10 protein-coding genes are annotated in these 16,843 nt (G+C 66.3%); 2 read left to right on the top strand and 8 right to left on the bottom strand.

Annotated features, from left to right (window positions below; all coding sequences use genetic code 11):
- Positions 1–298 precede the first annotated feature (298 nt).
- From tuf to rpsL, 4 genes are all read right to left on the bottom strand, one after another.
- Positions 299–1,492 (bottom strand): elongation factor Tu, encoded by a 1,194-nt coding sequence (tuf, locus tag ACFV6X_RS27010; RefSeq protein ID WP_385387554.1) that lies wholly within the window; start codon positions 1,490–1,492, stop codon positions 299–301.
- A 155-nt stretch (positions 1,493–1,647) separates the two neighbouring features.
- On the bottom strand, positions 1,648–3,774 hold the full coding sequence (fusA, locus tag ACFV6X_RS27015; protein ID WP_365451887.1) for an elongation factor G: 2,127 nt from the start codon (positions 3,772–3,774) through the stop codon (positions 1,648–1,650).
- Positions 3,775–3,813: 39 nt separating this feature from the next.
- Positions 3,814–4,284 carry a 30S ribosomal protein S7 gene (rpsG, locus tag ACFV6X_RS27020; protein WP_003992340.1) on the bottom strand — a complete coding sequence of 157 codons (471 nt, stop codon included), beginning with the start codon at positions 4,282–4,284 and terminating at the stop codon, positions 3,814–3,816.
- 2 nt (positions 4,285–4,286) lie between these two features.
- A complete protein-coding gene (rpsL, locus tag ACFV6X_RS27025) occupies positions 4,287–4,658 on the bottom strand; it encodes a 30S ribosomal protein S12 (RefSeq protein ID WP_003948652.1) in 372 nt (123 codons plus the stop codon).
- Between the two features lie 420 nt (positions 4,659–5,078).
- Here rpsL and ACFV6X_RS27030 point away from each other — a divergent pair, with 420 nt between their 5' ends.
- Together ACFV6X_RS27030 and ACFV6X_RS27035 are read left to right on the top strand one after the other, a co-directional pair.
- A complete protein-coding gene (locus tag ACFV6X_RS27030) occupies positions 5,079–6,392 on the top strand; it encodes a hypothetical protein (RefSeq protein ID WP_385387556.1) in 1,314 nt (437 codons plus the stop codon).
- 135 nt (positions 6,393–6,527) lie between these two features.
- Positions 6,528–7,415 carry a prohibitin family protein gene (locus ACFV6X_RS27035; protein ID WP_385387557.1) on the top strand — a complete coding sequence of 296 codons (888 nt, stop codon included), beginning with the start codon at positions 6,528–6,530 and terminating at the stop codon, positions 7,413–7,415.
- Positions 7,416–7,506: 91 nt separating this feature from the next.
- Here the strand turns inward: ACFV6X_RS27035 and ACFV6X_RS27040 are convergent, their stop codons facing one another.
- The 4 genes from ACFV6X_RS27040 to rplJ all read right to left on the bottom strand — a co-directional run bounded on the left by ACFV6X_RS27040 (position 7,507) and on the right by rplJ (position 16,649).
- Positions 7,507–11,406 (bottom strand): DNA-directed RNA polymerase subunit beta', encoded by a 3,900-nt coding sequence (locus ACFV6X_RS27040; RefSeq protein WP_385387559.1) that lies wholly within the window; start codon positions 11,404–11,406, stop codon positions 7,507–7,509.
- 101 nt (positions 11,407–11,507) lie between these two features.
- Positions 11,508–14,993 carry a DNA-directed RNA polymerase subunit beta gene (rpoB, locus tag ACFV6X_RS27045; protein WP_385387561.1) on the bottom strand — a complete coding sequence of 1,162 codons (3,486 nt, stop codon included), beginning with the start codon at positions 14,991–14,993 and terminating at the stop codon, positions 11,508–11,510.
- A 624-nt stretch (positions 14,994–15,617) separates the two neighbouring features.
- Positions 15,618–16,004, bottom strand: coding sequence for a 50S ribosomal protein L7/L12 (gene rplL, locus ACFV6X_RS27050; RefSeq protein ID WP_385387562.1), 387 nt, complete (start codon positions 16,002–16,004; stop codon positions 15,618–15,620).
- A gap of 114 nt (positions 16,005–16,118) precedes the next feature.
- Positions 16,119–16,649, bottom strand: a complete 531-nt coding sequence (gene rplJ, locus ACFV6X_RS27055; protein ID WP_385387564.1) for a 50S ribosomal protein L10 — start codon at positions 16,647–16,649, stop codon at positions 16,119–16,121.
- Positions 16,650–16,843 lie beyond the last annotated feature (194 nt).

Consider the following 16,843-nt stretch of genomic DNA (forward strand, 5'->3'; position numbering starts at 1 on the left):
AGTCCTAGCCATCCTCGGGAGAGACTCGGGGCCCGACGGCCACTGAACGACGGTTTCACGCTACGTCGGCACTTTCCGCCCCACGAGGACAGAAGAGAACAATTCCCCAGGGCGCACAGGGAAGTTGCCGCAACCCTCGCCATTCCGCCGCACAGTGTTCGACCAGTTTTCACTCAGGCTCGGGACAACCCTCTGATGTGTTCGACCAGGCCGGGTACGGCAAAGGGGCCCGTACGACCGAAGTCGTACGGGCCCCTTCAGGCCTTTTCAGGTCAGGCGACCTTCAAGCAAGCGGAACTTACTTGACGATCTTGGTGACCTGGCCGGCGCCCACGGTCCGGCCACCCTCACGGATGGCGAACTTCAGGCCCTCCTCCATGGCGACGGGCTGGATCAGCTCGACGCGCATTTCGGTGTTGTCGCCCGGCATGACCATCTCGGTGCCCTCGGGGAGGTGCACGACACCGGTCACGTCAGTCGTACGGAAGTAGAACTGCGGGCGGTAGTTGTTGAAGAAGGGGGTGTGACGACCACCCTCGTCCTTCGACAGGATGTAGGCCTGGGCCTCGAACTCGGTGTGCGGGGTGACAGAGCCCGGCTTGATGATGCACTGGCCGCGCTCGACGTCCTCGCGCTTGATGCCGCGGAGCAGCAGACCGACGTTCTCACCGGCCTGGCCCTCGTCGAGCAGCTTGCGGAACATCTCGATGCCGGTGACCGTGGTGGTGGTCTTCTCGGTCTTGATGCCGATGATGTCGACGGTCTCGTTGACCTTGAGGACACCACGCTCGATACGGCCGGTGACGACCGTACCGCGACCGGTGATCGTGAAGACGTCCTCGATCGGCATCAGGAACGGCTTGTCGACGTCACGCTCGGGCTGCGGGACGGACTCGTCGACAGCCTTCATCAGGTTGAGGACGGAGTCGACCCACTCCTGCTCGCCCTCGAGGGCCTTGAGCGCGGAGACCTTGACGACCGGCAGGTCGTCGCCCGGGAACTCGTACTCGGAGAGCAGCTCACGGACCTCGAGCTCGACGAGCTCCAGGATCTCCTCGTCGTCCACCATGTCGGCCTTGTTCAGGGCGACCACGATGTACGGCACGCCGACCTGGCGGGCCAGGAGCACGTGCTCCTTGGTCTGCGGCATCGGGCCGTCGGTGGCGGCGACCACCAGGATCGCGCCGTCCATCTGCGCGGCACCGGTGATCATGTTCTTGATGTAGTCCGCGTGACCAGGGCAGTCGACGTGGGCGTAGTGACGCGCCTCGGTCTGGTACTCGACGTGCGCGATGGAGATGGTGATACCACGCTGACGCTCTTCCGGCGCCTTGTCGATGTTGTCGAACGGGGTGGCCTCGTTCAGGTCCGGGTACGCGTCGTGCAGCACCTTGGTAATGGCGGCCGTGAGGGTCGTCTTACCGTGGTCGATGTGACCGATGGTGCCGATGTTGACGTGCGGCTTAGTCCGCTCGAACTTCGCCTTCGCCACTGGGGTCCTCCTGTGGAGTGGTTCTGTACGCCTTACTTCATCGGCGCCAGGTGATCTTTGCTGTTAAGTCCCGGGCCCCGGGCATTCACCCGGGATTGCGGGTGAATGCCCCGTGAGGCTCCGGAGTCAAGCCTACGGCGTATGAACGCGGTGCGTTACTCGCCCTTGGCCTTCGCGATGATCTCCTCGGCGACGTTCCGCGGAACCTCGGCGTAGGAGTCGAACTGCATCGAGTAGCTTGCGCGACCCGACGTCTTGCTGCGGAGGTCCCCGACGTAGCCGAACATCTCCGAAAGGGGCACGAGGCCCTTCACGACGCGGGCACCGGCCCGCTCCTCCATGGCCTGGATCTGACCACGGCGGGAGTTGATGTCGCCGATGACCTCACCCATGTAGTCCTCGGGCGTGGTGACCTCGACGGCCATCATCGGCTCGAGCAGCACGGGGCTGGCCTTGCGCGCGGCCTCCTTGAAGGCCTGCGAACCGGCGATCTTGAACGCGAGTTCGGAGGAGTCGACCTCGTGGTAGGCACCGTCGAGAAGCGTGACGCGGACGCCCGTCATCTCGTAGCCGGCGAGGATGCCGAACTGCATGGCCTCCTGCGCACCGGCGTCGACCGAAGGGATGTACTCCTTCGGGATGCGACCACCGGTCACCTTGTTCACGAACTCGTACGAGGCGTCGCCGCCCTCGATGGGCTCGATCGCGATCTGCACCTTGGCGAACTGACCGGTACCACCGGTCTGCTTCTTGTGGGTGTAGTCCACGCGCTCGACGGCCTTGCGGATCGTCTCACGGTAGGCGACCTGTGGCTTGCCGACGTTGGCCTCGACCTTGAACTCACGGCGCATACGGTCGACCAGCACCTCGAGGTGCAGCTCGCCCATACCACCGATGATGGTCTGGCCGGTCTCCTCGTCCGAGTGAACCTGGAAGGAGGGGTCCTCCTCCGCGAGACGCTGGATGGCGACACCCAGCTTCTCCTGGTCACCCTTGGACTTGGGCTCGATGGCGACCTGGATGACCGGCGCCGGGAAGTCCATGGACTCCAGGATGACCGGGTTCTTGTCGTCGCTCAGCGTCTCACCGGTGGTGGTCTGCTTGAGGCCCATCACGGCGACGATGTCGCCGGCGCCCACCGAGTCGATCTCCTCACGCTTGTTCGCGTGCATGCGGTAGATCTTGCCGATGCGCTCCTTCTTGCCCTTGACCGAGTTCAGCACCGCGGTGCCGGACTCCAGGCGACCGGAGTAGATCCGGACGAAGGTGAGCTTGCCGAGGTGCGGGTCGCTCATGATCTTGAAGGCGAGCGCGGACAGCGGCTCGTCGTCGGACGGCTTGCGCTTGACGACGACCTCGGAGTCCTTGACGTCGTGGCCCTCGATGGCCTCGACGTCCAGCGGGGTCGGCAGGTAGCGCACGACCGCGTCGAGCAGGGGCTGGACGCCCTTGTTCTTGAACGCGGTGCCACAGAACACCGGGGTGACCGTGGTGCCGTCGGACTTGCCGGACGCGATGGTGATGCGACGGATCGCGGCGTACAGCTGCTCCTCGGTGGGCTCCTCGCCCTCCAGGTACAGCTCCATGACCTCTTCGTCGTTCTCCGCGACGGCCTCGACCAGCTTGCCGCGCCACTCCTCGGCGGCCTCGGTGTGCGTGGCCGGGATGTCGACGACGTCGTACATCTCGCCCTTCGCCGCCTCGGCGGACCACACGAGCGCCTTCATGCGGACCAGGTCCACAACGCCCTTGAAGTCGGCCTCGGCACCGATCGGCAGCTGCATGACGAGCGGCTGCGCGCCCAGGCGGTCCGAGATCATGTCCACGCAGCGGTGGAACTCGGCGCCGGTACGGTCCAGCTTGTTGACGAAGCAGATGCGCGGCACGCCGTAACGGTCGGCCTGACGCCACACCGTCTCGGACTGCGGCTCGACACCGGCCACACCGTCGAACACCGTCACGGCACCGTCGAGGACGCGCAGCGAACGCTCCACCTCGACGGTGAAGTCGACGTGCCCCGGGGTGTCGATGATGTTGATGGTGTAGTCGTTGTCCTCGAGCGGCCAGTGACAGGTGGTGGCAGCAGAGGTGATCGTGATGCCACGCTCCTGCTCCTGCTCCATCCAGTCCATTGTGGCAGCGCCGTCGTGGACCTCACCGATCTTGTAGCTGACGCCGGTGTAGAAGAGGATCCGCTCGGTGGTGGTCGTCTTGCCCGCGTCGATGTGGGCCATGATCCCGATGTTGCGGACCTTGGCCAGGTCAAGTGAAGTGGTAGCCATAAGGCTTCAGTCTTCTCTCGGTCTCGATGGGGTCTGCGACTACCAGCGGTAGTGCGCGAAGGCCTTGTTGGACTCGGCCATCTTGTGGGTGTCCTCGCGCTTCTTCACGGCCGCACCGAGGCCGTTCGAGGCGTCGAGAAGCTCGTTGAGGAGACGCTCGGTCATGGTCTTCTCGCGACGGGCGCGGGAGTAACCGACGAGCCAGCGCAGCGCGAGCGTGTTGGCGCGACCGGGCTTGACCTCGATCGGCACCTGGTACGTCGCACCGCCGACGCGGCGGGACTTGACTTCGAGGGTCGGCTTGATGTTCTCCAGCGCGCGCTTCAGCGTGATGATCGGGTCGTTGCCCGTCTTCTCACGCAGACCCTCCATGGCGCCGTACACGATGCGCTCGGCGGTGGAGCGCTTGCCGTTCAGCAGCACCTTGTTGATCAGGGAGGTCACCAGAGGGGAGCCGTAAACCGGGTCGATGATGACCGGGCGCTTCGGGGCGGGGCCCTTACGAGGCATTCTTACTTCTCCTTCTTGGCGCCGTAGCGGCTGCGGGCCTGCTTGCGGTTCTTGACACCCTGGGTGTCGAGCGAGCCACGGATGATCTTGTAGCGAACACCCGGCAGGTCCTTCACACGGCCGCCGCGCACGAGCACGATGGAGTGCTCCTGCAGGTTGTGTCCCTCACCCGGAATGTAAGCAGTGACCTCGATCCCGCTGGTCAGACGCACACGCGCGACCTTACGCAGGGCCGAGTTCGGCTTCTTCGGGGTGGTCGTGAACACACGCGTGCAGACGCCCCGGCGCTGAGGGGAACCCTCGAGTGCGGGCGTCTTGTTCTTCTCGACCTTGTCCTGCCGGCCCTTACGGACCAGCTGCTGGATCGTAGGCACTACTTCTCCGGTTTCTGTGTGCCGATAGGTACAGCTAACCTGGAACGTCGCCGACCCACGCGGTCGGGTGTGTCGAATCCGGCGGACCCCCACCGCGAGGCAGAAGAAAGCGCAGATTACGGTGGCCGCTCTCGGACTCCCCATGCGGTTGAAGACACGCACGGAAGCCAGGGCACACCCCAGGCACAAGGTCTGAGCGTACCTACCGCATACGCTGCGGTCAAAACAAATGCCCGGCGCCCACCGGGCGGCACTGACCACGCCAAACATCCTGTTCGGCCGACCCCGGCCGAACCCGGCCCCCGCGGGCTTGCACACATGTGCGACGCTGTGGGGATCTTATGGCAGATGTTTCGCGATCATCCGGACTGTGATGCCCCGCCCGGGGCCCGGTGATCGGGCCGGAGGGGGACCACAGTCATGAGCACGGCTGCCAGTTCCGAGGCGACGGATTCCACCGAGTCCGGCGACGCCGGCGCGGAGCGGCCCCGTACGTCACGGATACCGCTGTCCCGGATACCGCGGCTCTCCCGGCCCCTCAGGGTGCCGGACGGACTACGGCCGTACGGCGCTCCCCTGCTCCTCTATGGCGCCACCAAGCTGGTCGGTACCGTCGTCTTCGCCATTCTGCTGATGGCCTCCGGCGAGTACCGGGAGAAGAACCCCCGCTTCGGCGGCGGCGCCCACTGGTGGGACGTACTCGCCACCTGGGACGGCTGGTGGTATCTCCAGGTCGCCGAGAAGGGGTACGACCCCGGGCCGCTGCGGCGGCTCGACCCCGGCGGGATGTTCACGGTCGAGCAGAACTCCGTCGCGTTCTTCCCCCTCTATCCCGGCCTGATCCGTGGCACCTCCGAGGTGACCGGGCTCGGGCTGTACGGGTCCGGGATCCTGGTCTCGGTGATCGCCTCCTTCGTCGCGGCCGCCGGTGTCTACGCCGTGATCTCGCTGCTCGCCGGCGCCCGGGCGGGCACCATCGCCGCGGGTCTGTGGGCGGTGGCACCCGGCTCGGGCGTCGAGTGGGCGGTGTACTCGGAGTCCGTGTTCGTGGCGATCGCCGCCTGGTGCTGCTACTGCGTGATGAAGGGCCGCTGGGTGGCCGCCGGGCTGCTCGCCTTCGTGGCCGGCCTGAACCGGCCCACGTCCGCCGCGCTCATCGGTGCCGTGGGGCTCGCCGCGCTGGTCACGCTGGCCCGGCGGGAGGGCCGGGCCAAGCACGGCGTGGCGGGGCCGGTCTACGCCATGTGCGCCGCGCCGCTCGGTCTGCTCACCTATGTCGCCTGGGTCGGGCTCAGCATGGGCGAGCTGACGGCGTACTTCACGCTCCAGCGCGACGGGTGGCTGCACTTCTTCGACTTCGGCGCGTACACCCTCGACGTGCTGGGCAACACGGCGATCGGGAAGCACGACTACATCTTCGCGTTCTCCGTGCCCGACCTGCTCGCCGTCCAACTGGTGCTGGCGCTGCCGTTCCTGGTCGTGCTGATGCTGCGCAAGCGGCCGCCACTGGTGCTGGTCGCCTACACCCTCGCCAGCATCGTCAGCGTCCTGGGCACCCAGCAGATCTTCGGCAACACCTCGCGCTACCTGCTCCCCTGCTTCCCCCTCCTCCTCGCCCCGGCCGCCGCGATGAGCCGGCTGTCATGGCCGGTACTGACCGTCTTCTTCGCGACCGCGGCCCCGGCGTCGGGCTGGTACGCGCACTTCGCGCTCTTCGAACTGGGCATCCCGTAGGCGTCGCACGATCAGGACATATGTCCGGGCGGCCGTTCACCTGGTATCCCCCCGGCGCGATCAGTCGAAAGCTAAGCTGCGCTGCCGACCGCGCCCGGGGAGAGGCGCGGAACCGTGTTCCGGAGGGGGAGAACCGTGTTCGTGCTGTCCATCCTGCTGCTCATAGCGGCGATCGTCGCCTTTCTCATCGGCCGTGCCCGCGCCGAGGGAGGCTGGAAGCTGGGAGCGGCACTCAGCGCCGTGGCAGGCGTGCTGGCCGGCGTCTTCGCCTGCCTCCATGTCGTGACCGCCTACGAGGTCGGTGTGCCGGTGACCTTCGGCAAGATCGGCAAGCCGCTGACCTCGGGCATCCACTTCAAGTCACCGTTCACCGACGTGACGTCCTTCTCCACCCGCCCGGTGGACCTCAATCTCTACGACAAGGACGTCGTCGAGGTCCGCTCCTCCCAGGGCGGCGTCCTCTACGCGGACGTCACCATCAAGTGGGCCGTCGTGCCGGCGAAGTCGGTCGAGCTGTACCGGCTGGCGGGCAGCGAGGAGGCGGTCCAGGAGCGGCTGGTCCTGCCGGACAGCCGCGAGATCATCCGCAACGTCTTCGCACAGCACACCAGCGAGGAGGGCTACGCCTCCGCCCGCGAGCAGATCAGCTCGGAGATCGCCGCCCTGATCAAGGAGCGCCTGGCACCGCGCGGGATCGACGTCACCGCCGTCAACCTGCGCAATGTGAAGCCCTCGGAGAAGCTGCAGGAGCAGATCGACAAGAAGATCCAGCAGGAGCAGGACACCCAGCGGGCCACCGAGGCGGCGCGTACGGCCAAGGCCGAGGCCGAGCGCAAGCGGATCGAGGCGGAGGGCATCGCCCGCGCCAACAAGATCATCGATCAGTCGCTGAGCGACAAGGTGCTCTACAACCAGTGCCTTGAGGCCTACAAGGAAGCGTCCAGGGCCAACCCGGTCTACGCGGTGCCGTGCGGCACCGGCTCCGACGGCACTCCGGTCATCGTGGACGGCACCAAGAACTAGCCGGTGGCCGGCGGGCAGCCGGCCGACCGGCCGAGCGAACGCCGAGGGGCGGCCCCCCTATAGGGACCGCCCCTCAACTCATGCGACTCGCTTACTGGTTGTACGGACCGTAGTCGTAGTCCTCCAGCGGCACGGCCTGGCCGGAGCCCGTGCCGAACGGCGAGTAGTCGATGTCGTCGTAGCCCACGGCCGAGTACATCGCGGCCTTGGCCTCCTCGGTCGGCTCGACCCGGATGTTGCGGTAGCGGGACAGACCCGTACCGGCCGGGATGAGCTTACCGATGATGACGTTCTCCTTGAGGCCGATCAGGGAGTCGGACTTGGCGTTGATCGCCGCGTCCGTCAGAACCCTGGTCGTCTCCTGGAAGGACGCCGCCGACAGCCACGACTCGGTCGCCAGCGAGGCCTTGGTGATACCCATCAGCTGCGGACGACCGGAGGCCGGGTGACCGCCCTCCTGGACCACACGACGGTTCTCGGTCTCGAACTTCGAGCGCTCGACCAGCTCACCGGGCAGCAGCTCGGCGTCGCCGGACTCGATGATCGTCACACGGCGGAGCATCTGCCGGATGATGATCTCGATGTGCTTGTCGTGGATCGACACACCCTGCGAGTTGTAGACCTTCTGGACCTCGCCGACCAGGTGGACCTGGACGGCACGCTGACCCAGGATGCGCAGCACGTCGTGCGGGTTGGTGGCACCCACGGTGAGCTTCTGGCCCACCTCGACGTGCTCACCCTCGCTGACCAGGAGCCGGGCACGCTTCGAGATCGGGAACGCCGTCTCGTCGCTGCCGTCGTCCGGGGTGATGACGAGCTTCTTGGTCTTCTCGGTCTCCTCGATCCGCACGCGGCCGGAGGCCTCGGAGATCGGGGCGACACCCTTCGGGGTACGGGCCTCGAAGAGCTCGACGACACGCGGCAGACCCTGGGTGATGTCGTCACCGGCCACACCACCGGTGTGGAAGGTACGCATCGTCAGCTGGGTACCGGGCTCACCGATGGACTGGGCGGCGATGATGCCGACCGCCTCACCGATGTCGACCAGCTTGCCGGTGGCCAGCGAGCGGCCGTAGCACATGGCGCAGGTGCCGACGGCGGACTCGCAGGTCAGGACCGAGCGGGTCTTGACCTCGGAGACCCCGTGCCGGATCAGCTCGTCGATGAGCACGTCGCCCAGGTCGGTACCGGCCGGGGCCAGCACCTTGCCGTCCACGACGATGTCCTCGGCGAGGCAGCGCGCGTACACGGACGTCTCGACGTCCTCCGCCTTGAGCAGCGCACCGTCGGCGCCACGCTCGGCGATCGACAGCCGCAGACCACGCTCGGTGCCGCAGTCCTCCTCGCGGATGATGACGTCCTGCGAGACGTCGACCAGACGACGGGTGAGGTAACCCGAGTCGGCGGTACGCAGAGCGGTGTCCGCCAGACCCTTACGGGCACCGTGCGTGGAGATGAAGTACTCCAGCACGGACAGACCCTCACGGAACGAGGCCTTGATCGGACGCGGGATCGTCTCGTTCTTGGCGTTCGACACCAGACCACGCATACCGGCGATCTGACGCATCTGCATCATGTTGCCTCGTGCACCCGAGTTCACCATCATGAAGATCGGGTTGGTCTTCGGGAAGTTCTCGTTCATCGCCTCGGCGACCTCGTTGGTCGCCTTGGTCCAGATCGCGATGAGCTCCTGCGTGCGCTCGTCCTTGGTGATCAAACCGCGCTCGTACTGCTTCTGGACCTTCTCGTCCTGCGCTTCGTAGCCCTTGACGATCTCCTTCTTCGCCTCGGGAACGACGACGTCGGAGATGGCCACGGTGACGCCGGAACGGGTGGCCCAGAAGAAGCCGGACGCCTTCAGGTTGTCGAGCGTCGCCGCCACGATGACCTTCGGGTAGCGCTCGGCCAGGTCGTTGACGATCTGCGAGAGCTGCTTCTTGCCGACCTCGTAGTCGACGAACGGGTAGTCCTCGGGCAGCAGCTCGTTGAAGAGCGCGCGGCCCAGCGTGGTCTTCAGGGTGAAGCTGTCACCCTGCTGCCACTCCGGCTCGCCCTCCTCGCGGACCGGCGGCACCCAGCCACGCGGCGGGATGGTGCCCACCGGGAAGCGGATGTCGACGGGCGCCTGCAGCGACAGCTCGCCGGCGTCGAACGCCATGATCGCCTCGGCGACCGAGGAGAACGGACGGTCGGTGCCCTTGATGTCGCGGCCCTCGGCGTCCGTGGTGAGGAAGTACAGACCCAGCACCATGTCCTGGGTCGGCATCGTCACCGGACGGCCGTCGGCGGGCTTGAGGATGTTGTTCGAGGACAGCATCAGGATGCGGGCCTCGGCCTGCGCCTCCGCGGACAGCGGCAGGTGCACGGCCATCTGGTCACCGTCGAAGTCCGCGTTGAACGCGGTGCAGACGAGCGGGTGGATCTGGATGGCCTTGCCCTCGACCAGCTGCGGCTCGAAGGCCTGGATGCCGAGGCGGTGCAGGGTGGGCGCACGGTTGAGCAGCACCGGGTGCTCGGCGATGACCTCTTCGAGGACGTCGTACACCACGGTGCGGCCGCGCTCGACCATCCGCTTGGCGCTCTTGATGTTCTGCGCGTGGTTCAGGTCGACCAGGCGCTTCATCACGAACGGCTTGAACAGCTCCAGCGCCATCGCCTTCGGCAGACCGCACTGGTGCAGCTTCAGCTGCGGACCGACGACGATCACGGAACGCGCGGAGTAGTCCACACGCTTGCCGAGCAGGTTCTGACGGAAGCGACCCTGCTTGCCCTTCAGCATGTCGCTGAGGGACTTCAGCGGGCGGTTACCGGGACCGGTCACCGGGCGGCCGCGGCGGCCGTTGTCGAACAGCGCGTCGACGGCCTCCTGAAGCATGCGCTTCTCGTTGTTCACGATGATCTCGGGCGCGCCGAGGTCGAGAAGCCGCTTCAGACGGTTGTTCCGGTTGATCACACGGCGGTACAGGTCGTTCAGGTCGGAGGTCGCGAAGCGGCCACCGTCCAGCTGCACCATCGGGCGAAGGTCCGGCGGGATGACCGGCACGCAGTCGAGCACCATGCCCTTGGGGCTGTTGCTGGTCTGCAGGAACGCGGAGACGACCTTAAGGCGCTTGAGCGCACGGGTCTTCTTCTGGCCCTTGCCGGTGCGGATGATCTCGCGGAGGCGCTCGGCCTCCTCGTCGAGGTCGAATGACTCCAGGCGCTTCTGCAGCGCCGCGGCACCCATCGAGCCGTCGAAGTAGGTGCCGAAGCGGTCGCGCAGCTCGCGGTAGAGCAGCTCGTCGCCCTCCAGGTCCTGGACCTTGAGGTTCTTGAACCGGCTCCACACCTCGTCGAGGCGGTCGATCTCGCGCTGCGCACGGTCGCGCAGCTGCTTCATCTCACGCTCGGCACCCTCGCGCACCTTGCGGCGCACGTCGGACTTGGCGCCCTCGGCCTCCAGCTCGGCCAGGTCGGTCTCGAGCTTCTTGGCCCGGGCCTCCAGGTCGGCGTCGCGACGCTGCTCGATCTGCTGACGCTCGACGGAGACGTGCGCCTCCAGCGAGGGCAGGTCGCGCGTACGGCGCTCCTCGTCCACGTACGTGATCATGTACGCGGCGAAGTAGATGACCTTCTCCAGGTCCTTCGGGGCGAGGTCGAGCAGGTAGCCCAGCCGCGACGGAACGCCCTTGAAGTACCAGATGTGGGTGACGGGAGCGGCCAGTTCGATGTGGCCCATCCGCTCACGGCGCACCTTGGCGCGCGTGACCTCGACGCCACAGCGCTCGCAGATGATGCCCTTGAAGCGGACACGCTTGTACTTGCCGCAGTAGCACTCCCAGTCCCGGGTCGGACCGAAGATCTTCTCGCAGAAGAGTCCGTCCTTCTCGGGCTTGAGGGTGCGGTAGTTGATGGTCTCGGGCTTCTTGACCTCGCCGTGGCTCCACTGACGGATGTCGTCAGCGGTGGCCAGACCGATCCGGAGCTCATCGAAGAAGTTGACGTCGAGCACTATGCGTCAATCCCTCTCAGGGTTGTAAGTCTTGGGGTCTGAAACGGGGTCCCGGGGTCGACGGGCCTTCTGTGGATGTTCAGAAGGCCCGCCGGACTCCGTCAGACCTCTTCGACGCTGCTCGGCTCGCGCCGGGACAGGTCGATGCCGAGCTCCTCCGCCGCGCGGAAGACGTCCTCGTCGGTGTCACGCATCTCGATGGACATGCCGTCGCTGGACAGCACCTCCACGTTGAGGCAAAGGGACTGCATCTCCTTGATGAGCACCTTGAAGGACTCGGGGATGCCGGGCTCAGGGATGTTCTCGCCCTTGACGATGGCCTCGTAGACCTTCACGCGGCCGGTGACGTCGTCGGACTTGATGGTCAGCAGCTCCTGGAGGGCGTACGCGGCGCCGTAAGCCTCCAGCGCCCACACCTCCATCTCGCCGAACCGCTGGCCACCGAACTGGGCCTTACCACCCAGCGGCTGCTGGGTGATCATCGAGTACGGACCGGTCGAACGGGCGTGCAGCTTGTCGTCGACCAGGTGGTGCAGCTTCAGGATGTACATGTAGCCGACCGAGATCGGCTCCGGGAACGGCTCGCCCGAGCGGCCGTCGAACAGCGGTGCCTTGCCGCTCGGGAGCACCATGCGCTCGCCGTCGCGGTTCGGGATCGTGTGCTCGAGCAGACCCGCGAGCTCGTCCTCACGCGCACCGTCGAAGACCGGCGTGGCGACGTTGGTGCCGGGCTCGACGCTGTCGGCGCCGATGGCCTGCAGACGCTCCGCCCACTCGTCGGCGAGACCGGAGACGTCCCAGCCACGGCTGGCGAGCCAGCCCAGGTGGATCTCCAGAACCTGTCCCGGGTTCATTCGGGACGGCACACCGAGCGGGTTCAGGATGATGTCGACCGGAGTTCCGTCCTCGAGGAACGGCATGTCCTCGATCGGAAGGATCTTCGAGATGACGCCCTTGTTGCCGTGTCGGCCGGCGAGCTTGTCACCGTCGGTGATCTTGCGCTTCTGCGCCACGTACACGCGCACCAGCTGGTTCACACCGGGGGGAAGCTCGTCGCCCTCCTCGCGGTCGAACACGCGGACGCCGATGACCTTGCCGATCTCGCCGTGCGGGACCTTCAGCGAGGTGTCACGGACCTCACGGGCCTTCTCACCGAAGATCGCGCGCAGCAGGCGCTCCTCCGGCGTCAGCTCGGTCTCACCCTTGGGCGTGACCTTGCCGACGAGGATGTCGCCGGCGACGACCTCGGCACCGATACGGATGATGCCGCGCTCGTCGAGGTCGGCGAGGACCTCCTCGGAGACGTTCGGGATGTCCCGGGTGATCTCCTCGGGGCCGAGCTTGGTGTCACGGGCGTCGACCTCGTGCTCCTCGATGTGGATCGAGGAGAGGACGTCGTCCTGCACGAGGCGCTGCGACAGGATGATCGCGTCCTCGTAGTTGTGACCCTCCCACGGCATGAACGCCACGAGCAGGTTCTTGCCCAGGGCCATCTCGCCGTTCTCGGTGGCCGGACCATCGGCGAGCACCTGGCCCGTGATGATGCGGTCGCCCTCGTTGACGATGACCTTCTGGTTGACCGAGGTGCCCTGGTTGGACCGGGAGAACTTGGCCAGGCGGTACGTGATGTACGTGCCGTCGTCGTTGGCGGTGGTGATGTAGTCCGCGGAGACCTCCTGGACCACACCGTCCTTCTCGGCCTTGACCACGTCGCCGGCGTCGACCGCGGAGCGGTACTCCATACCGGTGCCGACGAGCGGGGACTCCGCCTGGATCAGCGGCACGGCCTGGCGCATCATGTTCGCGCCCATGAGGGCACGGTTGGCGTCGTCGTGCTCCAGGAAGGGGATCATGGCGGTCGCGACCGACACCATCTGGCGCGGCGAGACGTCCATGTAGTCCACGTCGTCACCGGCGACGTAGTCGACCTCGCCGCCACGGCGGCGGACCAGCACGCGGTTCTCGGCGAACCGCATGTCGTCGTTGAGCGTGGCGTTGGCCTGCGCGATGACGAAGCGGTCCTCCTCGTCGGCCGTCAGGTAGTCGACGTCGTCGGTGACCCGGCCCTCGACGACCTTGCGGTACGGCGTCTCGACGAAACCGAACGCGTTGACCCGGCCGTACGAGGCGAGCGAGCCGATCAGACCGATGTTCGGGCCTTCGGGCGTCTCGATCGGGCACATGCGGCCGTAGTGCGACGGGTGAACGTCACGGACCTCGAAGCCGGCCCGCTCACGGGACAGACCACCCGGGCCGAGGGCGTTGAGACGACGCTTGTGCGTCAGGCCCGACAGCGGGTTGTTCTGGTCCATGAACTGGGACAGCTGGCTCGTGCCGAAGAACTCCTTGATGGAGGCGACGACCGGCCGGATGTTGATCAGGGTCTGCGGCGTGATCGCCTCGACGTCCTGGGTGGTCATGCGCTCGCGCACGACGCGCTCCATACGGGCGAGACCCGTACGGACCTGGTTCTGGATGAGCTCGCCGACGCTGCGGATACGGCGGTTGCCGAAGTGGTCGATGTCGTCGGTCTCGACGATGATCGAGCGACCGGACTCGCCGACCGTCTCGGTCTCACCGGCGTGCAGCTTCACCAGGTACTTGATCGTCGCGATGATGTCCTCGACGGTCAGGACGCCCGCGTCCAGCGGCGTGTCCGTACCCAGCTTCTTGTTGACCTTGTAGCGGCCGACCTTGGCGAGGTCGTAGCGCTTGGGGTTGAAGTACAGGTTCTCCAGCAGCGTCTGCGCGGCCTCACGGGTGGGGGGCTCGCCCGGACGCAGCTTGCGGTAGATGTCGAGCAGCGCGTCGTCCTGGCCCTGGGTGTGGTCCTTCTCCAGGGTGGCGCGCATCGACTCGTACTGACCGAACTCCTCGAGGATCTGCTCGGTGGTCCAGCCGAGCGCCTTCAGGAGGACGGTGACGGACTGCTTGCGCTTGCGGTCGATACGGACACCGACCATGTCGCGCTTGTCGATCTCCATCTCCAGCCAGGCACCCCGGGACGGGATGATCTTGGCGGAGAAGATGTCCTTGTCGGACGTCTTGTCGATGGAGGAGTCGAAGTAGACACCCGGCGAACGAACCAGCTGGGACACCACGACACGCTCGGTGCCGTTGATGACGAAGGTGCCCTTGTTGGTCATGAGCGGGAAGTCGCCCATGAAGACCGTCTGGGACTTGATCTCGCCGGTCTCGTTGTTGGTGAACTCGGCGGTGACGAAGAGCGGAGCCGCGTAGGTGAAGTCACGCTCCTTGCACTCGTCGATCGAGTTCTTCGGCGGCTCGAAGCGGTGGTCGCGGAACGTCAGCGACATCGACCCGCTGAAGTCCTCGATCGGGGAGATCTCCTCGAAGATCTCCTCGAGCCCGGACTTGGTGGGGACGTCCTGACCGTTCTCCAGAGCCTCCTCGACCCGACTCTGCCAGGCCGTGTTGCCGAGCAGCCAGTCGAAGCTCTCGGTCTGCAGCGCGAGCAGGTTCGGAACCTCGAGAGGCTCCTTGATCTTTGCAAAAGAGATGCGCAGCGGGGCAGTGCTGGCGCCGTTGTTCGTATTCGCGGTCGAGGCGTTGCGCGAGGCGGCCAAGAGGGGGTCCTTCCGAGGGCTCGGACTCACTACGCGCGTACCGGCCCCTCACCGATGCACAGAGACAGATAGCCCCAGGTCAGGGACGGTCCGATCGTCGGTGCTGAAGCGAGGGCATGCCCCTGGTGACGGGCAGGGGACAGCTAACAGGCAGCGCAAAGGGTCAGTGTAGCCACTTGGCACACTGATGTCCAGTGCGGGTTCTCGAAGACCCTCGATGCCCTCGTTGTCCTCAACCCCTGCGACAAGGCCACGCCCTCAACGCCACGGTGATACTGCCCTCTTCGTCGTCGATCCATGCCTCGGATTCGGATCCTTGTGACGACGCGTCCTGAGAATTGCGCGCTGCGTGCAGTTCGTCAAGGCCCCCTTGCCCAAGCCGGGGTGCTGCGCTCGTCACGTGCAGCCCGCCACCGGGGGCGCTGAGAGGCACAACGAAGATCACCTTACCCCTCGCGACCACGGGTGCAAGGCAGCCGCCGCCGGGCCCTCGGAACGCCGAAGAGCGACCACCCGGATGGATGATCGCTCTTCGGTGCGTTCGCGTTACAGCCCCAGGGGACTGTTCACGGCCTTGCGGGGCCGTGGTCCGCGCGCGAGAGTCCGTGCGGGACCCGTGAGGTCTTACTTGACCTCGACGGAGGCGCCGGCGCCCTCGAGGGCCTCCTTGGCCTTCTCCGCGGCGTCCTTGGCGACCTTCTCGAGGACGGGCTTCGGGGCGCCGTCCACCAGGTCCTTGGCCTCCTTCAGGCCGAGGGAGGTCAGCTCGCGCACGACCTTGATGACCTGGATCTTCTTCTCGCCGGCGCCGGTGAGGACGACGTCGAACTCGTCCTTCTCCTCGACGGCCTCGGCGGCAGCGCCGCCACCCTGGCCGGCGACGACGACCGGGGCGGCCGCGGCGGCGGTGACGTCGAACTTGTCCTCGAACGCCTTCACGAACTCGGAGAGCTCGATGAGGGTCATCTCCTCGAACTGCGCGAGCAGGTCTTCCTGAGACAGCTTCGCCATGATGGCGGTCCTTCCACTAATTCGGCTGGTGCCGGATGTACATGTCTGGCGGGCGTACGTCTGGCCCGCTGTGACCGTCGCGTTCAGGCCGCGGCGGTCAGTGTGCGAGCCGAGTTACTCGGCACCGCCCTGCTCGGCCTGCTTGGCGCGCAGCGCGTCCACGGTGCGGACGAGCTTCGACGGCAGCGCCTGGAAGACGGAGGCAGCCTGGGACTGCTTCCCCTTGAAGGCACCGGCCAGCTTGCTGAGCAGAACCTCGCGGGACTCGAGGTCCGCAAGCTTCTTGATCTCGTCGGCGGACAGCGCCTTACCGTCAAGGACACCGCCCTTGATGACGAGATTCGGGTTGTCCTTGGCGAAGTCACGAAGACCCTTCGCCGACTCCACCGGGTCACCGGTGACGAAGGCGACGGCCGTCGGACCAGCGAAGAGCTGGTCGTCGAGCGTGATCCCGGCCTCGTTGGCCGCAATCTTGGTCAGCGTGTTCTTCACCACGGCGTACTGGGCGTTCTCACCGAGCGAACGACGCAGCGTCTTGAGCTGCGCCACGGTGAGACCGCGGTACTCGGTCAGCACGGCGGCGTTGGAGCTGCGGAACTTGTCCGTCAGCTCGGCAACCGCGGCAGCCTTGTCGGGCCTCGCCATAGAGCCTCGGCCTCCTTCCGGGTGATTCGGACCGCGCGGACCCGAAGGAGGACTGGGAAAACGAAACGCCCCGGCGCAGGCGCACGGGGCGGACTCGACCGGCTGTACATACGCTGGCGTACGCACTTCGGGAGCACTTCCACTGTCACCTGCGCGGGTCGTCCGCTGTTCAGCGGATCCTTCGGCCACCGCGC

It is taken from the genome of Streptomyces sp. NPDC059861 (assembly GCF_042731435.1).
Classification (GTDB): domain Bacteria; phylum Actinomycetota; class Actinomycetes; order Streptomycetales; family Streptomycetaceae; genus Streptomyces.